Raw genomic sequence first — 15,461 nt, 5'->3', positions numbered from 1 at the left:
CAAGTGCCCGATCCCATGGTTGATTTTGTCGCTCTTACGACCCCGCGCCCCGTCGCCCCGGGACGATTCTCGCTCGACGTCCCGGATGGCTGGCAGCAGGGGCGCGGCGCATTCGGAGGGTTTTCCCTCGCCGTGCTCGTGCGGGCCCTCGAATCGACCGAGGACGTCGCGGAGAGGCCGCTGCGCTCGCTGACGGCCGAGCTCTGCGGCCCGCTGCTCCCCGGCCCCGCGGAGGTCTCGGTGGAGGTCCTGCGCCGCGGCTCGGGCCAGACGACCGTGGCGGCGCGCGTGGTGCAAGAAGGCGCCGTCATCTCGCACGCCGTCGGCATTCTCGCGCGAGCGCGGGCCGATACCACGACGCACCTCGAGATCCCGCCGCCGCGTCTCACGCCGTGGAATGACGTCGCGCCCATGCCGTCGCAGGAATGGCCGACGTTTGCGAAGTTTTTCGAGTATCGCGTGACGGGCCCATTCCCTTTTTCGGGGCATTCGTCGCCGGTCACGGAGACCTGGGTGCGCCTTCGTCCGCCGTGCCCGAAGCTCGACGCGGCGTATCTCACGGCGCTCGCGGACGCGACCTGGCCCGCGTCGTTTTCGGTCTGGACCGAGCCGCGCCCCGTCGGCACCGTCTCCTTCACGCTCCAGCTCTTTCCGCCGTTCGACGGCGTGGCTGCCGATGCGCCGCTGCTTCACCGCGGCCAGGTGCTCGTCGCGGCGGATGGATACAGCGTCGAACAACGACAGCTCTGGACCGAAGACGGCCGTCTGCTCGCGCTGAACCACCAGACCATCGCAACCATTCGTTGACGTCGGGCGCCGCGACGCCGGGGCCTGGGCGGCGGATGGCCCCTCACCACGCCTCGGGCGAACGGGGCAGGGGGTGGTGGGCGCTCGACTCCCCGTGGTAGCCTCGCGTCCGATGGCGCTGTCCGAAAACATCCAGTTCTACGCCGCGACGGACGTAGGCCGCGTACGTGATCACAACGAGGACAACTTCCTCGTCGACAAGAAGCTCGCGCTCTCCATCGTCGCGGATGGCATGGGCGGGCATGCGGCCGGCGAGGTGGCGAGCGCGCTCGCGGTGCGGATCATTCACGAGGAGGTCAAGAAGCACAAGGACGTCGTCGAGAAGTACGCGCGCGAGGGCGTGAGCGGTCGGGCAGGCGCCAAGGAGATCCTCGCGATGCTGGAGCTCGCCGTGCAGCGAGCTTGCGCGAAGATCCACGACGAGGCGAAGCAGGACGCGAACAAACGCGGCATGGGCACGACGCTGTCGGCCCTCCTGATCGTGGCCTCGCACGGCTTCATCGCGCACGTCGGCGACAGCCGCATCTACCTCCTGCGCGGCGGGAAGGTGCAGCAAATCACCGAAGATCACACGGTCTACAACGAGCTCATCAAGCGCGGAAAGCTCACGCGGGACCAGATCGAAAAGGTCGCGCAGAAGAACGCGATCACGCGCGCCGTTGGCGTCTACGAGCGGGTCGAGGTCGACACGCTGACGATCGAGGTGCTGCCCGGCGACCAGTTCCTGCTCGCCTCCGACGGCCTGCATGGATACATCGCGCACACCGCGGAGCTCGAGCCGTACTTCGAGGAGGCCGACGGCGAGACGGCGACGCGTGAGCTCATCGATCTCGCGAACCGGAAGGGCGGCAAGGACAACATCACCGCGATCCTGGTTCGCCTCGGCGCCGGCGACAAACAGGACGACAACCGCGCGCGGCGGCTGCACCTCAAGCGCGAGGTGCTCGCGAAGATGCCGCTCTTCTCGCGCCTGTCCGAGCGCGAGATGCTCCGGATCATGCAGGTCGCGGACGTGGTCTCGTACGACGTCGATCAGATCGTCGTGCAGGAGGGCGACCGCGGCGACGAGCTCTTCATCGTGCTCTCGGGGCAAGTGCGCATCAGCCGCGGCGAGACGGTGCTGAACGAGTTCGGCCCCGGCGAGCACTTCGGCGAGATGGCGCTGATCCGCGCGGCGCCGCGCTCGGCGACGGTGACCGCGATCGAGCCGAGTGAGCTCATCGTGCTGCACCGGAACGACTTCTTCGAGATCCTGCGCAAGGAGCACGAGCTCGCGGTGAAGCTGCTCTGGCAGTTCCTCGGCGTGCTCGCCGACCGGCTCGATCAGACCTCGCGTGATCTCAGCTCGGCGCGCGAAGAGCTCAACGCCGAGGACATCACGGACGCGATCTTCCCGGACGAGGTGGAGCCGGGGGAGGACGACGCGCCCGTGACCGAGCCGCGGCCCCGCGACAGCTACCTCCCCGAGCCCCCTTCGGATCAATCGCCCCCCATCGGGGGCTGAGAAAAGCCGCGCCGCCTGGGGCGTACGGGTTTCCTGGTAGTTCCAATTGACACGTTCGCCCCAGCGCCGGTAGCGTCCGTCCAACGGAAAGGTCTGCCATGGAAGGCGCAATGTTCTGCGATCGCAAGGGCAATGGCTTTCGCCTCGGGAGGCGGGGCTTGGGATCGCCTGTCTCGCTCGCCCTCGTGGCGGGGCTTCTTTCGTCGCTCGTGACGACCGGCGCGCTCGCGGACGAACCGCACAGCGCCACCGAGCCGCGCGTGATGCAGGAGCCCGGCGAGGTGGTGAACGTGATCGACGCCTTCGACGACGGCGATCCGTTCGACATCGCGATCAGCCTGGGCTTCCAGTACTCGACGAAGAGCGCAAAGATCCAGCGCGAGACGAACATCTTCGGGCCGGGCCTCACGTCGGGCGGGTTCACCTCGAACCTGCTCAACGTGGCGAGCTACAGCGAGCAGACGTCGCGCCTCATCCCACGCGTCGACATCGGCCTCTACAAGGATCTCGCGCTCTACTTCCGCACGCCGATCATCCTGAACAACTCGCGCGAGCTCACGGACCTCGACGGCAGCTCCAACGTGCAGAACGTGGTGCTCGCGGGCGCGCCGGGCGAGCAGCTCTTCGGGCTGCCGTTCACCTCGCCCGAGCGCAGCGGCCTCGAGTACCTCGCGGTCGGCATCGACACGAGCGCGTTCATGAACCAGGCGCGTGATCGTACGAAGCCCACGCTGCTCTTCGGCGTCGAGGGTCGCTTCGCGCTCGGCACGCCCATGCACGCGTGCAACCCCAACGCGCCTTCGGGGCAGGTGCAGTGCGCGCACCCGTCGGACATCAACCGCAACGGGCAGTCGGACCTCGCGAACGAGGGCATCGGCATCGGCGAGCGAGACGCGGGCGTCACGCGCGGCACGATCGGGCTCGAGGTGCACACGCTCGTCTCGAAGCGCATCAAGTACCTGGAGCCCTACGGCGGCTTCTCCGCGCTCTTCGAGTTCCAGCAGCAGGACTCGGACTACGGCCTCACGGACCTCGAAGGCTCGCTCGTGAACCGCCCGCCGATCCGCGGCACGATGACGCTCGGCCTCATGATCATCCCGTGGGAGAACCGCGAGAAGTTCGGCCGGCTCACCTTCGATCTGCGCGCGCAGGGCACGTACACGTCGGAGGGCCGCGACTACTCGGAGATCTTCGACGCGCTCGGGTCGAGCAGCGCGAACTCGATGCGCCAGCCGCAGTGGGCGAAGTACAGGCGCAACCCGGCCTATGACGAGAACGCGCCGGCGGGCATGCGGCAGCCGATCTCGATCATCGACGAGGGCTCGCAGAAGACGTACGTCACGGGTCTGACCGACGTGCAGCAGTACGCGTCGATCCGCGGGCAGGCGTCGGTGACGTGGCAAGCGAGCGAGTACGTGAAGTTCAACCTGGGCTTCGGGTTCACGCACGATCAGAAGCACGGCATCACGGGCGATCAGCCGTGCAACCCGACGTTCAAGGATGACATCGGGCAGTCGGGCCCGTGCAAGAGCGGCAACGAGCTCAACGTCGGCGAGTTCGTCTCCGCCACGGGTATTCCGAACCCGAACTATCGTCCCACGATCAACGCGGTCGGGAGGCGGTTCTGGGTGAGCGACAGCAACACCTTCGACGTCTTCGCGAGCGGCGTGGTGATGTTCTGAAACGGAGCCGCGTGGCTCGGCTCCTGGTGGTCCTCGCGGCGCTCGGCGCTGCGCGCACCGCCTCGGCCGAGACCCCGCGGACGAACGGTACGGCGAGCGCGAGCGCGGATGCCTCGCGCACCTCCGCCGTCTTGTTTCCCACGAAGATCTCGCGTCGGCCGGCGAACGCGGACGAGGCGAGCGAAGGCGCGGAGCTCGTGCCGATCGCGGGCCAGCTCGATGCGCTGCTCGCGGACGCGGCGCAGGATCTCGGGCTCGTACTGGATCTCGATCAGCGCGGCGCAGCGCCCGACGAGGCCGAGCTCGTGGCGCGGGCGAGCGCGCTCGGCGGTACGTTGATCGTGCCGAGCGTGCGCGCGCGGAACGGCGAGATCGAGCTCAGGATCGTGCTCGCAGAGGCGTCGTCGCCCGAGCTTCGCGTGCGGATCGAGCGTGCGAGCCCAGCGGATCTTTCCGTGCGCGCAGTCGTGATGTTGCGGGATCTCGTGACGGGGCTCCGCTCGATGCCGGCGCGTCGACCCGAGCCGCGGCGCGTGCTCGAGGGGACGCTGACGTACCCGGCGAGGAGCGCGGGCCGCACGGCGCTCGCGGTGAACGCGACGCTCTTCGGGGGGCTGCTCGGGTATTCGATCCAGCGGGCGAGCGGGTCGGAGGATCCGCGGCTTTTGTATCCGCTGCTCGCGGTGGGCGCGGGAGGCGGGCTGGTCACGTCGATCCTCGTCGCGGAGGAGTGGGACGTGGGCGTGGGACCTGCGTGGTTCCTCGCGTCGGGCGTGTGGTGGCCGTCGATCGCGGGGCACATGATCTACGCGGGTCGGTTCGGCGCGTCGGGCGGTGAGGGCGAGCAATGGACCGCGGGGCTCGTGGCGGGCATGACGGGGCTCACGTTGTCGACGCTGGGGCTCGCGTTGCGCGGGATGTCGGAGGGCGGGGCGCTGCTCGCGCACACGGGTGGCGGGCTCGGGCTCGTGCTCGGGGGCGTGACGGAGGCGCTCGTGCGGGGAAACGTGGACAGCTTTCCGATCACGGGGATGGGCTACGGCGCGGGGCTCGGGTGGCTCGGGGCGGCGGCGCTGGCGGTGCACTGGCGGCCCGCGGCGAACCGGGTGGTGGGGATGGATCTCGGGGCGCTGCTCGGCGGGCTCGGCGGCGCGGCGCTCGGTAGCCCGCTCCTGCTCGACGGGCCGACGGAGACGCAGCAGCGGGCCTGGGTCGGGATGATCGGCGGCATGGCGCTCGCAGGGGGCGCGATCGGGTGGTTCATGACGAAGCCGAAGGCGGAGGCTTCGAAGCCCGGCAAGCAGGCGCACGGCGAGGGCCCGGGGACGCTGCCGGTGTTCGGGGTGATCGGGCAGAGCCAGGTGGGAGATCGGCGCGCGCCCGTCGTGGGGCTATCGTGGAGCGGGACGTTGCGGTAGAGCAGCGATCGTTCGTCGCGGGCGACGGACATCACGGAAGACCATGAAGATCACGGTGAACGAGGCGCAGGCAGGGGTTCGTTTGGACAAGCTCCTGCTCGAGGTGATGCCGACGCTCGGGCGAGCGGGGGCGAAGCGGCTGTTCGAGGCTGGCAAGGTCCGCCTGCACGAGGGCGGAGGCGAGCGCGGGCGCAGGGTGGCGAAGGGGGACGTGGCGCGCGCGGGGGACGTGGTCTCGGTCGAGCTCGATCCGACATCGGTCTCGGGCGGGGCGCTGCCGGACGCGGAGGCGGCGCTCACCGTGGTGTTCGAGACGAGCCAGGTGGTCATTCTTGACAAACCGGCCGGGCAACCGACGGCGCCGCTCGAGCCGGGGGAGCGTGGCACGCTGGCGAATGCGCTCGTGGCGCGGTACCCGGAGTGCGCGGGGATTGGCTTTTCGACGCGGGAGCCGGGGCTTTGCCATCGGCTGGACACGGAGACGAGCGGGCTCGTGCTGGCGGCGCGGACGCGGGAGGCGTTCGAGGTGCTGACGGGGGCGATCAAGGAGGAGCGCCTCGACAAACGATATTTGCTCGTCTGCGCGGCGAAGGACCTGCCGGAGACGGGGACGATCGAGATCCCGCTGGCGCCGCACCCGAAGGATCGGCGCCGGGTGTATCCGTGCGTGCATCCGCGCGACGTGGAGCGATATTCGCCGCGGCCGGCGCACACGACGTACAAGAAGCTGTCCGAGCGGGGCGAATGGGCGCTCGTGGAGGCGCGCGCGGGGAAGGCGTCGCGGCACCAGATCCGGGCGCATTTCGCGGCGATCGAGCATCCGCTGGCGGGAGACACGCTGTACGGTGGAGAGAGTGTGCCGGGGCTCGCGCGGCACGCGCTGCACGCGTCGCGGATCACGTGGAGCGGGGACGCGAAGGTGCCGGCGTTCACGGCGAGCTCGCCCTTGCCGGGGGACATTGCGGCGATCGTGGGGGAAGAAGGCGGCTGAGGCGGCCCGCTCAAAGGCCCTTCGGCCGCGGGACCTCTTTCTCCCGCTTCCGGATCCGCGCCGCCACCTGCTCCGCGGCTGCCGTCATCTCCTGCGCCGGAATGCCCGCATCACGCGGCTTCGGCATTCCGTAACCGACCTCGTACGACTCTGTCTGGATCGGCGGCGGCGGTTTGCCCGTTCCTTTCGGGCCGATTCCCACCGAGAAGAAGATCTCGCCTTTTTGCAGCTCCACCCAGACGACGGATTCGTTCGTCGGGTAGAAGTTCACCACCTTCCACCCATTCACCTCATTCCCCACGGTCAGCCCGTCGAGCAATGCGACGAGCGCCGGATCGGGCGGCGCGGGGGCGGGGCCAAAAGGCTCGGCAGGCGCGGGCGCGTCGGCCGCAGCTCCGGCAGCGGGGGGCGCCGGCGTGCTCGGGTCGTTCTGCGCGGCCGCCACCAGGAACCCGAGGATCCCGAGGAGCAATGCAGCAGCGGCGATCCGGGCGAACAGGCGGGGGGTTTTTTCGGAAGGGGCGGTCACGGGCGCCCTCGAAGCAAGCGGGAAAACCTGCCCGGCGTCAAGCCGCTCGGCCCTCGTCGGAGGCTGCGATGACCTGGGACGACCGCCGAATGCCCGAGCGCTCCTCCGCCTTGCGACCATCGCGCAAGAGGCCCACGAGGCGCGTGACGAGATCCGCCGTCATCCACGCCGTCGGCAAGCGCGGGACCAGGGTGATCGCGCGCTCCGTCGCGCGCTTTCCGCGCTGCGATCGGCCTTGTTGTGCGACTGCCTCGATCGCCTCCTCGCACGGCGTCCCCGACGTCACGCGGAGCAGCACCTCCGGCGAGCGCAACGTCGAGCCCGCGGCCGGCGTGAGCACCACGCCGACCTCGAGCCCCGCGAAACCCGGGAGCGGCGCGCGCGGGACCACGGCGAGCCGCAGCTCGTCGGCCTTCGCGCTGCCCTCGGGCACCCGGATGCGCGGGACGATGCGGACCTCTTCGCCGGCCTTTTTCGTCGCTTTGCGGACGCGCTTCGCGACGTCGCGCAGGAGCGGCGCGGCCGAGGCGACCGGATCGGGCGGCAACTCCGCGAGCCGGCCCGTGCAGAAGAGCGCGAGCAGGGCCACCGCGTCGTAGGCGAAGAGCTCGGCGTGGTACATCGAGGTGCGCGAGACGAACCACACGGCCCCGCCGAGGAGCAGCAGGCCGAGCGCGAAGAGGGCCTTTCCGGCGCGGGTGGAGACGTCGAGCAGGCCGGCTTGCGCGGAGGGGCGCGCGGCGCGGGCGAAGGCCTCTTCTTCGGAGACGGGGAGCCACGTGCCCGGGCCGCGCAGCGAGGACGCGCGGATCCAGCGCGGGGCCCGGAACGCGGCGAACGCCGAGGCGAGCGCGACGAGGAGCGCGCCCGCCGTGCCCGTGGACAAGGTGAGCTGCAAGGCGAGGCCTCCGACGAGCGCGAGGCCCGCGCCCGTCGCGCGCACGAAGAGCGGGGCGGGGATCAAGGGGCGCGGCTCGGCGCCGGCCGCGCGCGCGGCGCGCTCGACCTCGCGGGTCTTCCAGGCGACGAGCAGGGCGTAAAGAACGAACGCGAGGCCCCCGCCGAGGAGCACGAACGTGCGGCGATCCGGGGCGAGCGCCGCGGGGCCCGGGGACACGACGGTGGTCGGCTCGGCACGCGGCGCGGTGACTTCGAGGGCGCGCGCATCGAACCGGACGAGCCACGTGACGGGCTCGCCTTTGGGCGCGTACGGCCGCAAGAGTTCGAGCTCGTCGCGGCCCGTGGCGCGGCGAACGGTGGACAGGACCGAGGGCGGCGCGGCGGATTCGTTCGAGGGATCGGCGGCGACGCTGGCCTCGTCGGGGCGGGGCTCGGTCGGACCCGCGGGCAGGACGAACGTGGCGCGCGCCGAGTCGAAGCCGTCTTCCCACGTGAGCCCGGTCCAGCGGAGGCGGGCCATGGAGCCGTCGCGCTGGACGAGGCCGCGGCGGAAGAGCTCGGTGCGGTACCGGACGAACACCACAAAGACGCCCCGCGACAAACCCTTGTCCGCGTCGAAGCGGATGCGCATGGCCGAGGGGCTCGGCTGGCCGTCGTCGCGCGGGCGGCTCGGCGGCGGCAACATCTCCGTGGTGACGGGCGCGGCCGAGGCGAGCGAGTTCGTGGCGGCGTCGCGGCCCGGGACGACGTAGCCGTCGGGCTCGGGCACGGCGTCGGCGTCGATGCCTTTCAGGTCGATCGACTTGAGCGGCCCGCCGGAGACGCGCAGGGTGAGCTTGTGCTCGACGCGGGCCGAGCCGTCCTTGTTCACGTCGACGCGGACGTCGTCGCCCGCGACGTGCACGTCGACCCACGCCAGAGCGGGCGCTGACCGCGTGACGAGGCCGAGGACGAGGCCGGAGGCCACGAGCCAGGGCCGGGCGACACGAATGGACATGGCCGAGACCTCCCACGGGGCGAGGTCCCGGGCCAAGTTCTCCGTTGGGTCAGCTCAGCTCCCCCGGGCCCGCGGGCGTGTGGGGGGTCGTGATCGGGCGGCTCGGGATGAACGCGAAGGCCGCGACGGCGATGCCGAGCACGATGTCGTTCGCTACGGCCCTGCCGCCGAAGTATCCGAGGACGAACGGCGCGATGATCAGCCATGCGCCGAGCACGACGTTCACGAACCGGGCCTTCGGCGCCCAGAGCGCGACGATCGCCGAGGACGCGATCAGGATACCGAGCAGGCGGTCATTGTTCGCGGCGTAGGAATCGACGTATCCGAGCGCCGCCGGGGCGATGAGCAGCCAGATACCCAGGACGATATTGATCCATCGGGGCCATGTCATGGTATGTTCCTCCTCCTCGGGCGATGGGTGTCACGCGGCGTGCCGCTTCTCGGCCTCCTGCTCGTGCCGCATTCCCTGCTCGTGATACCGCCGAGCCTCGATCGTGTGCCGGAGGGCCTCGGCCTCGTTTCCGCGCTCGTGCTGCTCCGCGGCCATCCGATGGTGCACGGCAGCGTTCTCGAAATGTTCGGCGGCCTTTCGATGGTGATCGGCCACGCTTTCGGTGCGGACCATTCCTAGCTCCGTGGGCGATTCGTGCCGCGAGGCGGCGTCCCCGACGTTCTGATGCAAACGAAGGCCCAGCCGCGGCGGACGAACCCGGCTGCGGCTGGGAGCGTCGCACCCGCGTATTACGAAGCACCATTGAGGCCCGATTTACGGACCTCGATCTGGCCGTCGCGCATGCGCGTCTCGTAATGGGGCTCCGAGTCGGTCGCGGGGCCGACCATCACCCGGCCGTCGCGCAGCCGGAACTGCGAGCCGTGGCAGGCGCACACGACGCGCTCGCCGTCGAGGCGGCCCGCGCTGAGCGAGCAGCCGAGGTGCGTGCAGGTATCGCCGATCGCGTGGACGCGGCCGTTCGCGCGGGCGAGCAGGATCGGCGCGCCCTCGGCCACGACGCGGCGGAGCTGCCCTTCGACGAGCTCGTCATTGCGGAGCACCGGCACGAAGCCGCTCGGCCCGCCCTGCTCGAAGGCCCGGTGGCTCACGCCGATCCCGTAATGGTACGACATGACCCCGCCGAGCCACGCGCTGCCGAGCACGATGCCGAAGCCCGCCGTCGACGCGGCGATGCCCGCCCCGCGCCGGCCGTTTTTGCGCAGGAGCAACGAGACGCCGAAGAGGCTGGCCGCGACCGTGTTCAGCGCTGCGTGCACGAAGCCCACGCGCCGCGGTTTTCCGTCGAGGTAACTCCAGTCCGCGAGCCCCGCGAGCGCCGCCGCGCCCGCGGCTGCCAGCCCGAAGGCGTGCGCCGTGAAGGCCGCGTCGTGCAGCCCCTTTTTGCGTCGCCCGAGCCCGGCGATGTCCAGGACGAGCCCCGTCGCCCATGCGCCGATCGGGAAATCGGTGAGCGCCGCGTGAAGCGGGTGCCCGAGCCATGTCCCGTCGAGCGTGGTCCGGAGCTCCGGGCGCTTTTGCAGGACCGCTTGGACCGGCCGATGCACGGCCTCCGCGAGCGTATCGACGCTCGATCGGTTCTCGACTGTCGTCAGGAGCGACGTCGCCATCCCGTTCTCCTTTCGTGTCTCGTTGCGTGTCTCGGGGGCCTCTCCCCCGAACACGCCTCGCTGTGCAATCGCCGCGCCGGCCATGACGTTCGTGCCCTGCCTTCCAGGCCGCCGGACCCGAGCCAGATCGCGATTTCGCGACGGGCATGTCCGTTGCTATCGTCGGGCCATGCCATTCCCTCGTTTTTTGCTTCCTTTCCTCGCGCTCGCGACCGGATGTGCCCAGGGCTCGTCCGGCGCGCTCGGCCAGACCGACACGACTGCGGCTTGCCCTCCGAGCGAGCTCGTCTGCGCCGTCGCAGGCATCGATGCCCCCATCGCCAAGGGCGCCGCTTTGCCCATCCAGGTCTCCGTCACCTCCGAGGGCGCCTCCACGCCGCCGCTCTCGTTCGTCTCGGCAAACCCGGACGTCTTCACGATCGACGACGCTCGCATCCACGCGCAGGCGCCTGGGATCGCGTCGATGCTCATCACGATGGAGGGCGATTTGGTCGTGGACTTTCTTCACGTGTGGGTCGCGGAGGCGGACGCGCTCCGGCTCCATCGCGTGACGAACGGCGGCCTTCAGACGTCGCCTTTGCCAGCCGCGATGGAGATGCTCGTGGGCGACGAGCTCACCCTCGTCGCGGCGCCGCATCGAGGCCCGCAGCGGCTCCTCGGCGAGCTCGACGCGGCGTTCGAAGCCGATCCGCAGGTGGTCCTGATGCTCGACGAGGGCGTGGCCGGCAGCCGGCGCATCGTCGCCACGGCCGCGGGCGAGACGACCGTCACCGTCAAGGCGCTCGGGATCGAGGCTGCCGTCGCGCTGACCGTGCTGGAGGTGAAGCCGTGAGCCCCCGCGCGTCCCTCTTCCTTCTGGCCGCCGCCGCGCTCGCCGCGGGCTGCGAACCCAGCATCACCGCGCTCACCATCGCGCCGCCCACGGCCGTCGCCGATGTCGACAACGTCGAGAAGGACGTCCGCCTCTCGCAGGGCATCGCGCTCGCGATCGAGTGCACCTACCAGAACAGCCCTTGCGAGGACGCGACCGCGACCTCGAGTGATCCGGAGATCGTGCGTGTCCTGCCCGGCTTCGTGGATCTGCTCGCGCCGGGCGACGCGTATCAGCGCTACGCCACCGACGTGCCGCGCGCCGTCTTCATCTTCGTCGGGGGCAAGCCCGGCGACGCCGTCGTGACCCTCACGTCGAGCGACGGCAACACGAGCATCGACGTCAACGTGCTCCCGCTTCCCTGAAGCCGGCCCGACCGAGGGGACCGCGGCCCCGGCCGCTCTCCCCCGCTTTCCGCCGAATTTCCGCCCTCTGTAGACATGCTTTCCCGAGGATTCGAGGAAAGCACGGTTTCACGCGCCGCCGGCATCAGGAGGAACTTGATGCTCATGGGCATCTTCCCGTATGTAGGAGGGACGCATCGGAGACCATCGGGATGACGGACGCGACCGACGAGTCGGTAGTGGTGGAGGGGAAGCGGATCGAGCGCGTCCTGGAGGCGCTTTCGCTCGCTTCCGTCGGGGCCTTCGACGAGGCCATCGGGCTCTCCGGCGCGCTGACCGAGGATCGGTTCGGTGCGCTCGAAGAGAGCCTGCTCGTGCTGCTGCGGGAGCTCAAGCAGACCCGCGAAGAGCACGACAAGGCGATGAGTGATCTCGAAGCGTCGCGGCGCGACCTCGAGGAGAAGGTCGCCACGGTGGAGCGGCAAAGCATCGCGATCCGCGAGCTCAGCGTGCCCATCATCGACGTGTGGGACGACGTGCTCACGCTGCCGCTCGTCGGCGCGATCGACAGCGCGCGCGCCTCCGAGATGACCGAGAAGCTCCTGCAGCGCATCGCCGATCGCGGCGCGGAGTACGTGATCATCGACCTGACGGGCGTCGACGTGGTCGACACGATGACGGCCGCGCACCTCGTGCGTTTGACGCACGCCGCCAAGCTGCTTGGCGCGAAATGCGTGCTGACGGGCGTGCGCCCCGACGTGGCGCGTACGCTCGTGGAGATCGGCGTCCACCTCGGTGGGCTCATGACGCTGCGCACGCTGAAGGACGGCCTGCGCGCCTGCCTCAACATGCGCGAGGCCGACCGCATCAGCCTGCGCAAGAAGCCCGGCGAAGGCGACAAGGACAAGAAGGCGCAGGCCTCGAAGGACGAAGGGCAAGACCGCACGGTGAGCCGAGGCGAGCGTCGCCAGCGGCCGCCGCGGCCCGAGGCTTCGGCCTCCCCGTCGTCGATGCCGGCGTCGATGCAGGCGTCCGAGGACATCGGGCTTTAGCCCGAACGCGCTCCTTCGCGCCGTTCGATTCCTTCACCCCCCAACCCCTCTCCCTCGCGGGAGAGGGGCGGCGGTGATCCTCAAGCGCCCGTTGCCAGCTCGCCGCCGGCTTCGTCCACCGCGTCGACGACGATCTGCCCACGATCGGCCGAGAGCAGCGCGACCGATCCCGAGGGCAGCTCGCCGCGCAGGATCATCTCGGCGATCGGCGCCTCGACGTGGCGCATGATCGCGCGCTTCATCGGGCGCGCGCCGAGCCCCTCGTCGAACCCGCCCTCCGCGAGGAGCACATCGAGCACGGCCGGCTCCACGTCGAGGCGGATGCCCTTTTCTTCGAGCCCACGTCCGAGCGCCGCGAGCAGCCTGCGCGCGACCTCCTTCACCTCGACCTTGCCGAGCGGGCCGAAGACCAGCACCTCGTCGATGCGGTTGTAGAGCTCCGGCGGCAGGGCCCCGCGCGCGGCGGCGAGCATCGTCGATTCGAGCTTGTCCGGCGAAACCTGCGCCGCGCTGCTGCGGGAAAACCCGACCGAACGTTCGCTCTTGAGGGCCCCGGCCTCGGCCGCGCCGAGGTTCGAGGTCAACACGATCACCGTGTTCGTGAAATCGACCCGCCGGCCGCGGCCGTCCGTCATGCGCCCCTCGTCGAAGACCTGGAGGAACGCTTCGAGCACGTCGCGGTGCGCCTTCTCGATCTCGTCGAGCAGGATCACCTGGTAGGCGCGGCGGCGCACGGCCTCCGTGAGCTGGCCGCCGGCCTCGTGCCCGACGTAGCCGGGCGGCGCGCCGATGAGCCGCGCTGTCGCGTGCGCCTCGCTGTACTCGGAGAGGTCGAGCCGCGTCATCGCGTCGGCCGAATGGAAGAGCGCCTCGGCGATGGCTTTGGCCGTCTCCGTTTTGCCGACGCCCGTCGGCCCGAGCAAAAGGAACGTGCCGAGCGGCCGATCCGCGCGAATGCCGGCGGCATTGCGCCGCAGGACCCTCGCAATGCGGGCGAGCGGCGCCGTGTGGCCGACGACCCGATCGGCGAGCAGCTTTTCCAGGTTGAGCATGCGCTCGCGGTCGGTCTCGAGCAGCCGCTCCTCGGGGATGTCCGCGAGGCTCGCGAGGACCTCGGCGACCTCGGAGGGCCCGACGGGCGCGAGCTTTCCGGCCCCGGCGCGCCGTCGAGCGCGCGCGCCGGCGAGGTCGAGGATCCCGATGGCCTTGTCGGGCAAGGCGCGGCCCGGCAGATAGCGGACCGACCACGAGACCGCGGACGCGATGGATTCGTCCGTGTACCCGAGCCCGTGGTGGGCGCCGAGGCCCTGACAAACCTGTTTGCAGAGGAGGAAGGCCGATTCCTCGTCCGGCTCCTCGATTTCGACGACCGAGAATCGCCGCGCGAGCGCGGGATCGGGCTCGAACGCGCGCCGGTGCTCCTCGGGCGTCGTGGCGCCGACGAGGCGGAGATCGCCGCGGGCGAGGGCGAGCTTGATCTCGGCCGTGGCCTCGTCGAGGCCGCCGGAGAAGAGCTCGTGGATCTCGTCGACGAAGAGGATGACGGCGCGCCCCTCCTCGCGAATCTCGCGCAGAATGGCGTTCATGCGCTCGGCGAGCGCGCCGCGCGTCCCGGTGCCGGCGACGAGCTCGGAGACCGCGACCTCGACGAAGAGCCGCGCCGCAGACGGATCTCGATCGGCCTCGCGGGCGAGGCGCTCGGCGATGCCCCGCGCGACCGAGGTCTTTCCGACGCCGGCCGGCCCCACGAGCAGGCAGCTATTTTGGTTTTTCTTGGCCAGAATGTCGAGCGTCGCGTCGACCTCGGCGTCCCGACCGATCACGGGATCGATTTCGCCGAGGCACGCGGCGAGCGTGAGGTTTTTCCCGAGCGCCGCGAGCGTCGGCGTCTTCGCCCGATCGAGCGCGAGCGGATGGCCTTCGGGGATCGTGGGCCCGGGCGCGAGGGGCTCCCGCGCCTTGATTTTGCGGTCCCTCTCGGCCGGCTTCGCGGGCGCGGGCGTGGGCAGCGGGATCGGCGTCGCGGTCGCCGTGGCCTGCGGCGGAGGGGGCGAGGGCGCGGCGGTCGGCGTGACCGTGGGCGCCTTCGTGGGCGGACGTTGCTCCTGCCCGAGCCGACCCGGTGGCGGAAAAAGCGGGACCGTCACGCCCGTGCCCGTCGGCCGCTTCGCGGGCATGGGCGTGGGTTTGTCGAGGTCGATGCGCGTGGCAGCGCGCGGGGCCGGCCGGGGCTCGGCCTCCGTGGTCTTGCCGCCCGCGGCCTGCGGCACGCGCCGGGCCGCGACGACCCCGAGCGAGAGCTGCATGGCCGCCGTGCGCAGCCTTCCTGTGTCCACGCCGGCCTGGACGAGGGCGCGGTGCGCGGCGCAGGTGCGATCCGCGAGCAGGGCGAGGAGCAGGTGCAGAGGGTTCGGCTCGCCGAGCGGCGCGCGCTTGCCGAGCTCGCGGGCCGCGACGGTGGCGCGGGCGAGCGGATCGGGCGTGTCCTCGTCGAACGAACGACCGGCCTTGAGGAGCGTGTCCGCGTCGAGGCGCCGCTCGCGCAGGAGCTCGCCGGCCTGACCGTCGCGCGAGGCGATGGCGGCGAGGAGGTGGACGCTCGTCGGGCGCTCCTTACGCGCAGCGGCCAGGTCCTGGGCGAGCTTGCGCAGCGTGACGAGCTCGGCCTGCGAGCGGGGGATCGTCATGATGGGGAGGGGGGTCTCACGTACGCGGGGCGTGGGACAAGTTTTCGGCCGGGGACGGG

The 15,461-nt window shown here is 70.7% G+C and carries 14 protein-coding genes; 8 read left to right on the top strand and 6 right to left on the bottom strand.

Annotated features, from left to right (window positions below; translation table 11 throughout):
• Positions 1–15 precede the first annotated feature (15 nt).
• From QHF89_RS37050 to QHF89_RS37030, 5 genes are all read left to right on the top strand, one after another.
• Positions 16–807: an acyl-CoA thioesterase gene (locus QHF89_RS37050; protein WP_284721413.1), complete on the top strand. Its 792-nt coding sequence runs from the start codon at positions 16–18 to the stop codon at positions 805–807.
• Positions 808–919: 112 nt separating this feature from the next.
• A complete protein-coding gene (locus QHF89_RS37045; protein ID WP_136972175.1) occupies positions 920–2,311 on the top strand; it encodes a Stp1/IreP family PP2C-type Ser/Thr phosphatase in 1,392 nt (463 codons plus the stop codon).
• A gap of 98 nt (positions 2,312–2,409) precedes the next feature.
• Positions 2,410–3,993, top strand: a complete 1,584-nt coding sequence (locus QHF89_RS37040) for a hypothetical protein (RefSeq protein WP_136972174.1) — start codon at positions 2,410–2,412, stop codon at positions 3,991–3,993.
• Between the two features lie 11 nt (positions 3,994–4,004).
• Positions 4,005–5,411: a hypothetical protein gene (locus tag QHF89_RS37035; protein ID WP_136972173.1), complete on the top strand. Its 1,407-nt coding sequence runs from the start codon at positions 4,005–4,007 to the stop codon at positions 5,409–5,411.
• A gap of 43 nt (positions 5,412–5,454) precedes the next feature.
• A complete protein-coding gene (locus QHF89_RS37030; protein ID WP_136972172.1) occupies positions 5,455–6,402 on the top strand; it encodes an RluA family pseudouridine synthase in 948 nt (315 codons plus the stop codon).
• Between the two features lie 10 nt (positions 6,403–6,412).
• On the opposite strand, the gene QHF89_RS37025 is transcribed toward QHF89_RS37030, so the two are convergent.
• The 5 genes from QHF89_RS37025 to QHF89_RS37005 all read right to left on the bottom strand — a co-directional run bounded on the left by QHF89_RS37025 (position 6,413) and on the right by QHF89_RS37005 (position 10,448).
• A complete protein-coding gene (locus QHF89_RS37025) occupies positions 6,413–6,931 on the bottom strand; it encodes a hypothetical protein (RefSeq protein ID WP_284721412.1) in 519 nt (172 codons plus the stop codon).
• 37 nt (positions 6,932–6,968) lie between these two features.
• Positions 6,969–8,828 (bottom strand): hypothetical protein, encoded by a 1,860-nt coding sequence (locus QHF89_RS37020; RefSeq protein WP_136972171.1) that lies wholly within the window; start codon positions 8,826–8,828, stop codon positions 6,969–6,971.
• Positions 8,829–8,877: 49 nt separating this feature from the next.
• A complete protein-coding gene (locus tag QHF89_RS37015; protein WP_136972170.1) occupies positions 8,878–9,219 on the bottom strand; it encodes an SPW repeat domain-containing protein in 342 nt (113 codons plus the stop codon).
• A 30-nt stretch (positions 9,220–9,249) separates the two neighbouring features.
• Positions 9,250–9,453, bottom strand: a complete 204-nt coding sequence (locus tag QHF89_RS37010; protein WP_136933676.1) for a hypothetical protein — start codon at positions 9,451–9,453, stop codon at positions 9,250–9,252.
• A 116-nt stretch (positions 9,454–9,569) separates the two neighbouring features.
• Entirely contained in the window at positions 9,570–10,448 is an 879-nt protein-coding gene (locus QHF89_RS37005) for a Rieske (2Fe-2S) protein (protein WP_284721411.1), read from the bottom strand.
• A 169-nt stretch (positions 10,449–10,617) separates the two neighbouring features.
• Between QHF89_RS37005 and QHF89_RS37000 the strand changes: the two genes are divergently transcribed.
• The 3 genes from QHF89_RS37000 to QHF89_RS36990 all read left to right on the top strand — a co-directional run bounded on the left by QHF89_RS37000 (position 10,618) and on the right by QHF89_RS36990 (position 12,715).
• Positions 10,618–11,280 carry a hypothetical protein gene (locus QHF89_RS37000; RefSeq protein ID WP_136972168.1) on the top strand — a complete coding sequence of 221 codons (663 nt, stop codon included), beginning with the start codon at positions 10,618–10,620 and terminating at the stop codon, positions 11,278–11,280.
• Positions 11,277–11,684 (top strand): hypothetical protein, encoded by a 408-nt coding sequence (locus QHF89_RS36995; RefSeq protein ID WP_136933679.1) that lies wholly within the window; start codon positions 11,277–11,279, stop codon positions 11,682–11,684. Before QHF89_RS37000 ends, QHF89_RS36995 begins: the two co-directional genes overlap by 4 nt.
• 191 nt (positions 11,685–11,875) lie before the next feature.
• On the top strand, positions 11,876–12,715 hold the full coding sequence (locus QHF89_RS36990) for an STAS domain-containing protein (protein ID WP_284721410.1): 840 nt from the start codon (positions 11,876–11,878) through the stop codon (positions 12,713–12,715).
• Positions 12,716–12,795: 80 nt separating this feature from the next.
• On the opposite strand, the gene QHF89_RS36985 is transcribed toward QHF89_RS36990, so the two are convergent.
• Positions 12,796–15,402 (bottom strand): AAA family ATPase, encoded by a 2,607-nt coding sequence (locus QHF89_RS36985; protein WP_136972167.1) that lies wholly within the window; start codon positions 15,400–15,402, stop codon positions 12,796–12,798.
• Between the last annotated feature and the right edge of the window lie 59 nt (positions 15,403–15,461).

The organism is Polyangium sorediatum, from assembly GCF_029946465.1.
GTDB classification, from domain to species: domain Bacteria; phylum Myxococcota_A; class Polyangia; order Polyangiales; family Polyangiaceae; genus Polyangium; species Polyangium fumosum.
Note: the sequence above shows the minus strand (reverse complement) of the source record. Positions and strands in the feature narration are given on the sequence as shown.

Excerpts from the sequence above, each read along its gene's own strand:
- QHF89_RS37000 (WP_136972168.1), top strand. The coding sequence starts at position 10,618 with ATGCCATTCCCTCGTTTTTTGCTTCCTTTCCTCGCGCTCGCGACCGGA.
- QHF89_RS37010 (WP_136933676.1), bottom strand. The coding sequence starts at position 9,453 with ATGGTCCGCACCGAAAGCGTGGCCGATCACCATCGAAAGGCCGCCGAA.
- QHF89_RS37045 (WP_136972175.1), top strand. The coding sequence starts at position 920 with ATGGCGCTGTCCGAAAACATCCAGTTCTACGCCGCGACGGACGTAGGC.
- QHF89_RS36990 (WP_284721410.1), top strand. The coding sequence starts at position 11,876 with ATGACGGACGCGACCGACGAGTCGGTAGTGGTGGAGGGGAAGCGGATC.
- QHF89_RS37050 (WP_284721413.1), top strand. The coding sequence starts at position 16 with ATGGTTGATTTTGTCGCTCTTACGACCCCGCGCCCCGTCGCCCCGGGA.
- QHF89_RS37015 (WP_136972170.1), bottom strand. The coding sequence starts at position 9,219 with ATGACATGGCCCCGATGGATCAATATCGTCCTGGGTATCTGGCTGCTC.
- QHF89_RS36985 (WP_136972167.1), bottom strand. The coding sequence starts at position 15,402 with ATGACGATCCCCCGCTCGCAGGCCGAGCTCGTCACGCTGCGCAAGCTC.
- QHF89_RS37040 (WP_136972174.1), top strand. The coding sequence starts at position 2,410 with ATGGAAGGCGCAATGTTCTGCGATCGCAAGGGCAATGGCTTTCGCCTC.
- QHF89_RS37005 (WP_284721411.1), bottom strand. The coding sequence starts at position 10,448 with ATGGCGACGTCGCTCCTGACGACAGTCGAGAACCGATCGAGCGTCGAT.
- QHF89_RS37020 (WP_136972171.1), bottom strand. The coding sequence starts at position 8,828 with ATGTCCATTCGTGTCGCCCGGCCCTGGCTCGTGGCCTCCGGCCTCGTC.
- QHF89_RS37030 (WP_136972172.1), top strand. The coding sequence starts at position 5,455 with ATGAAGATCACGGTGAACGAGGCGCAGGCAGGGGTTCGTTTGGACAAG.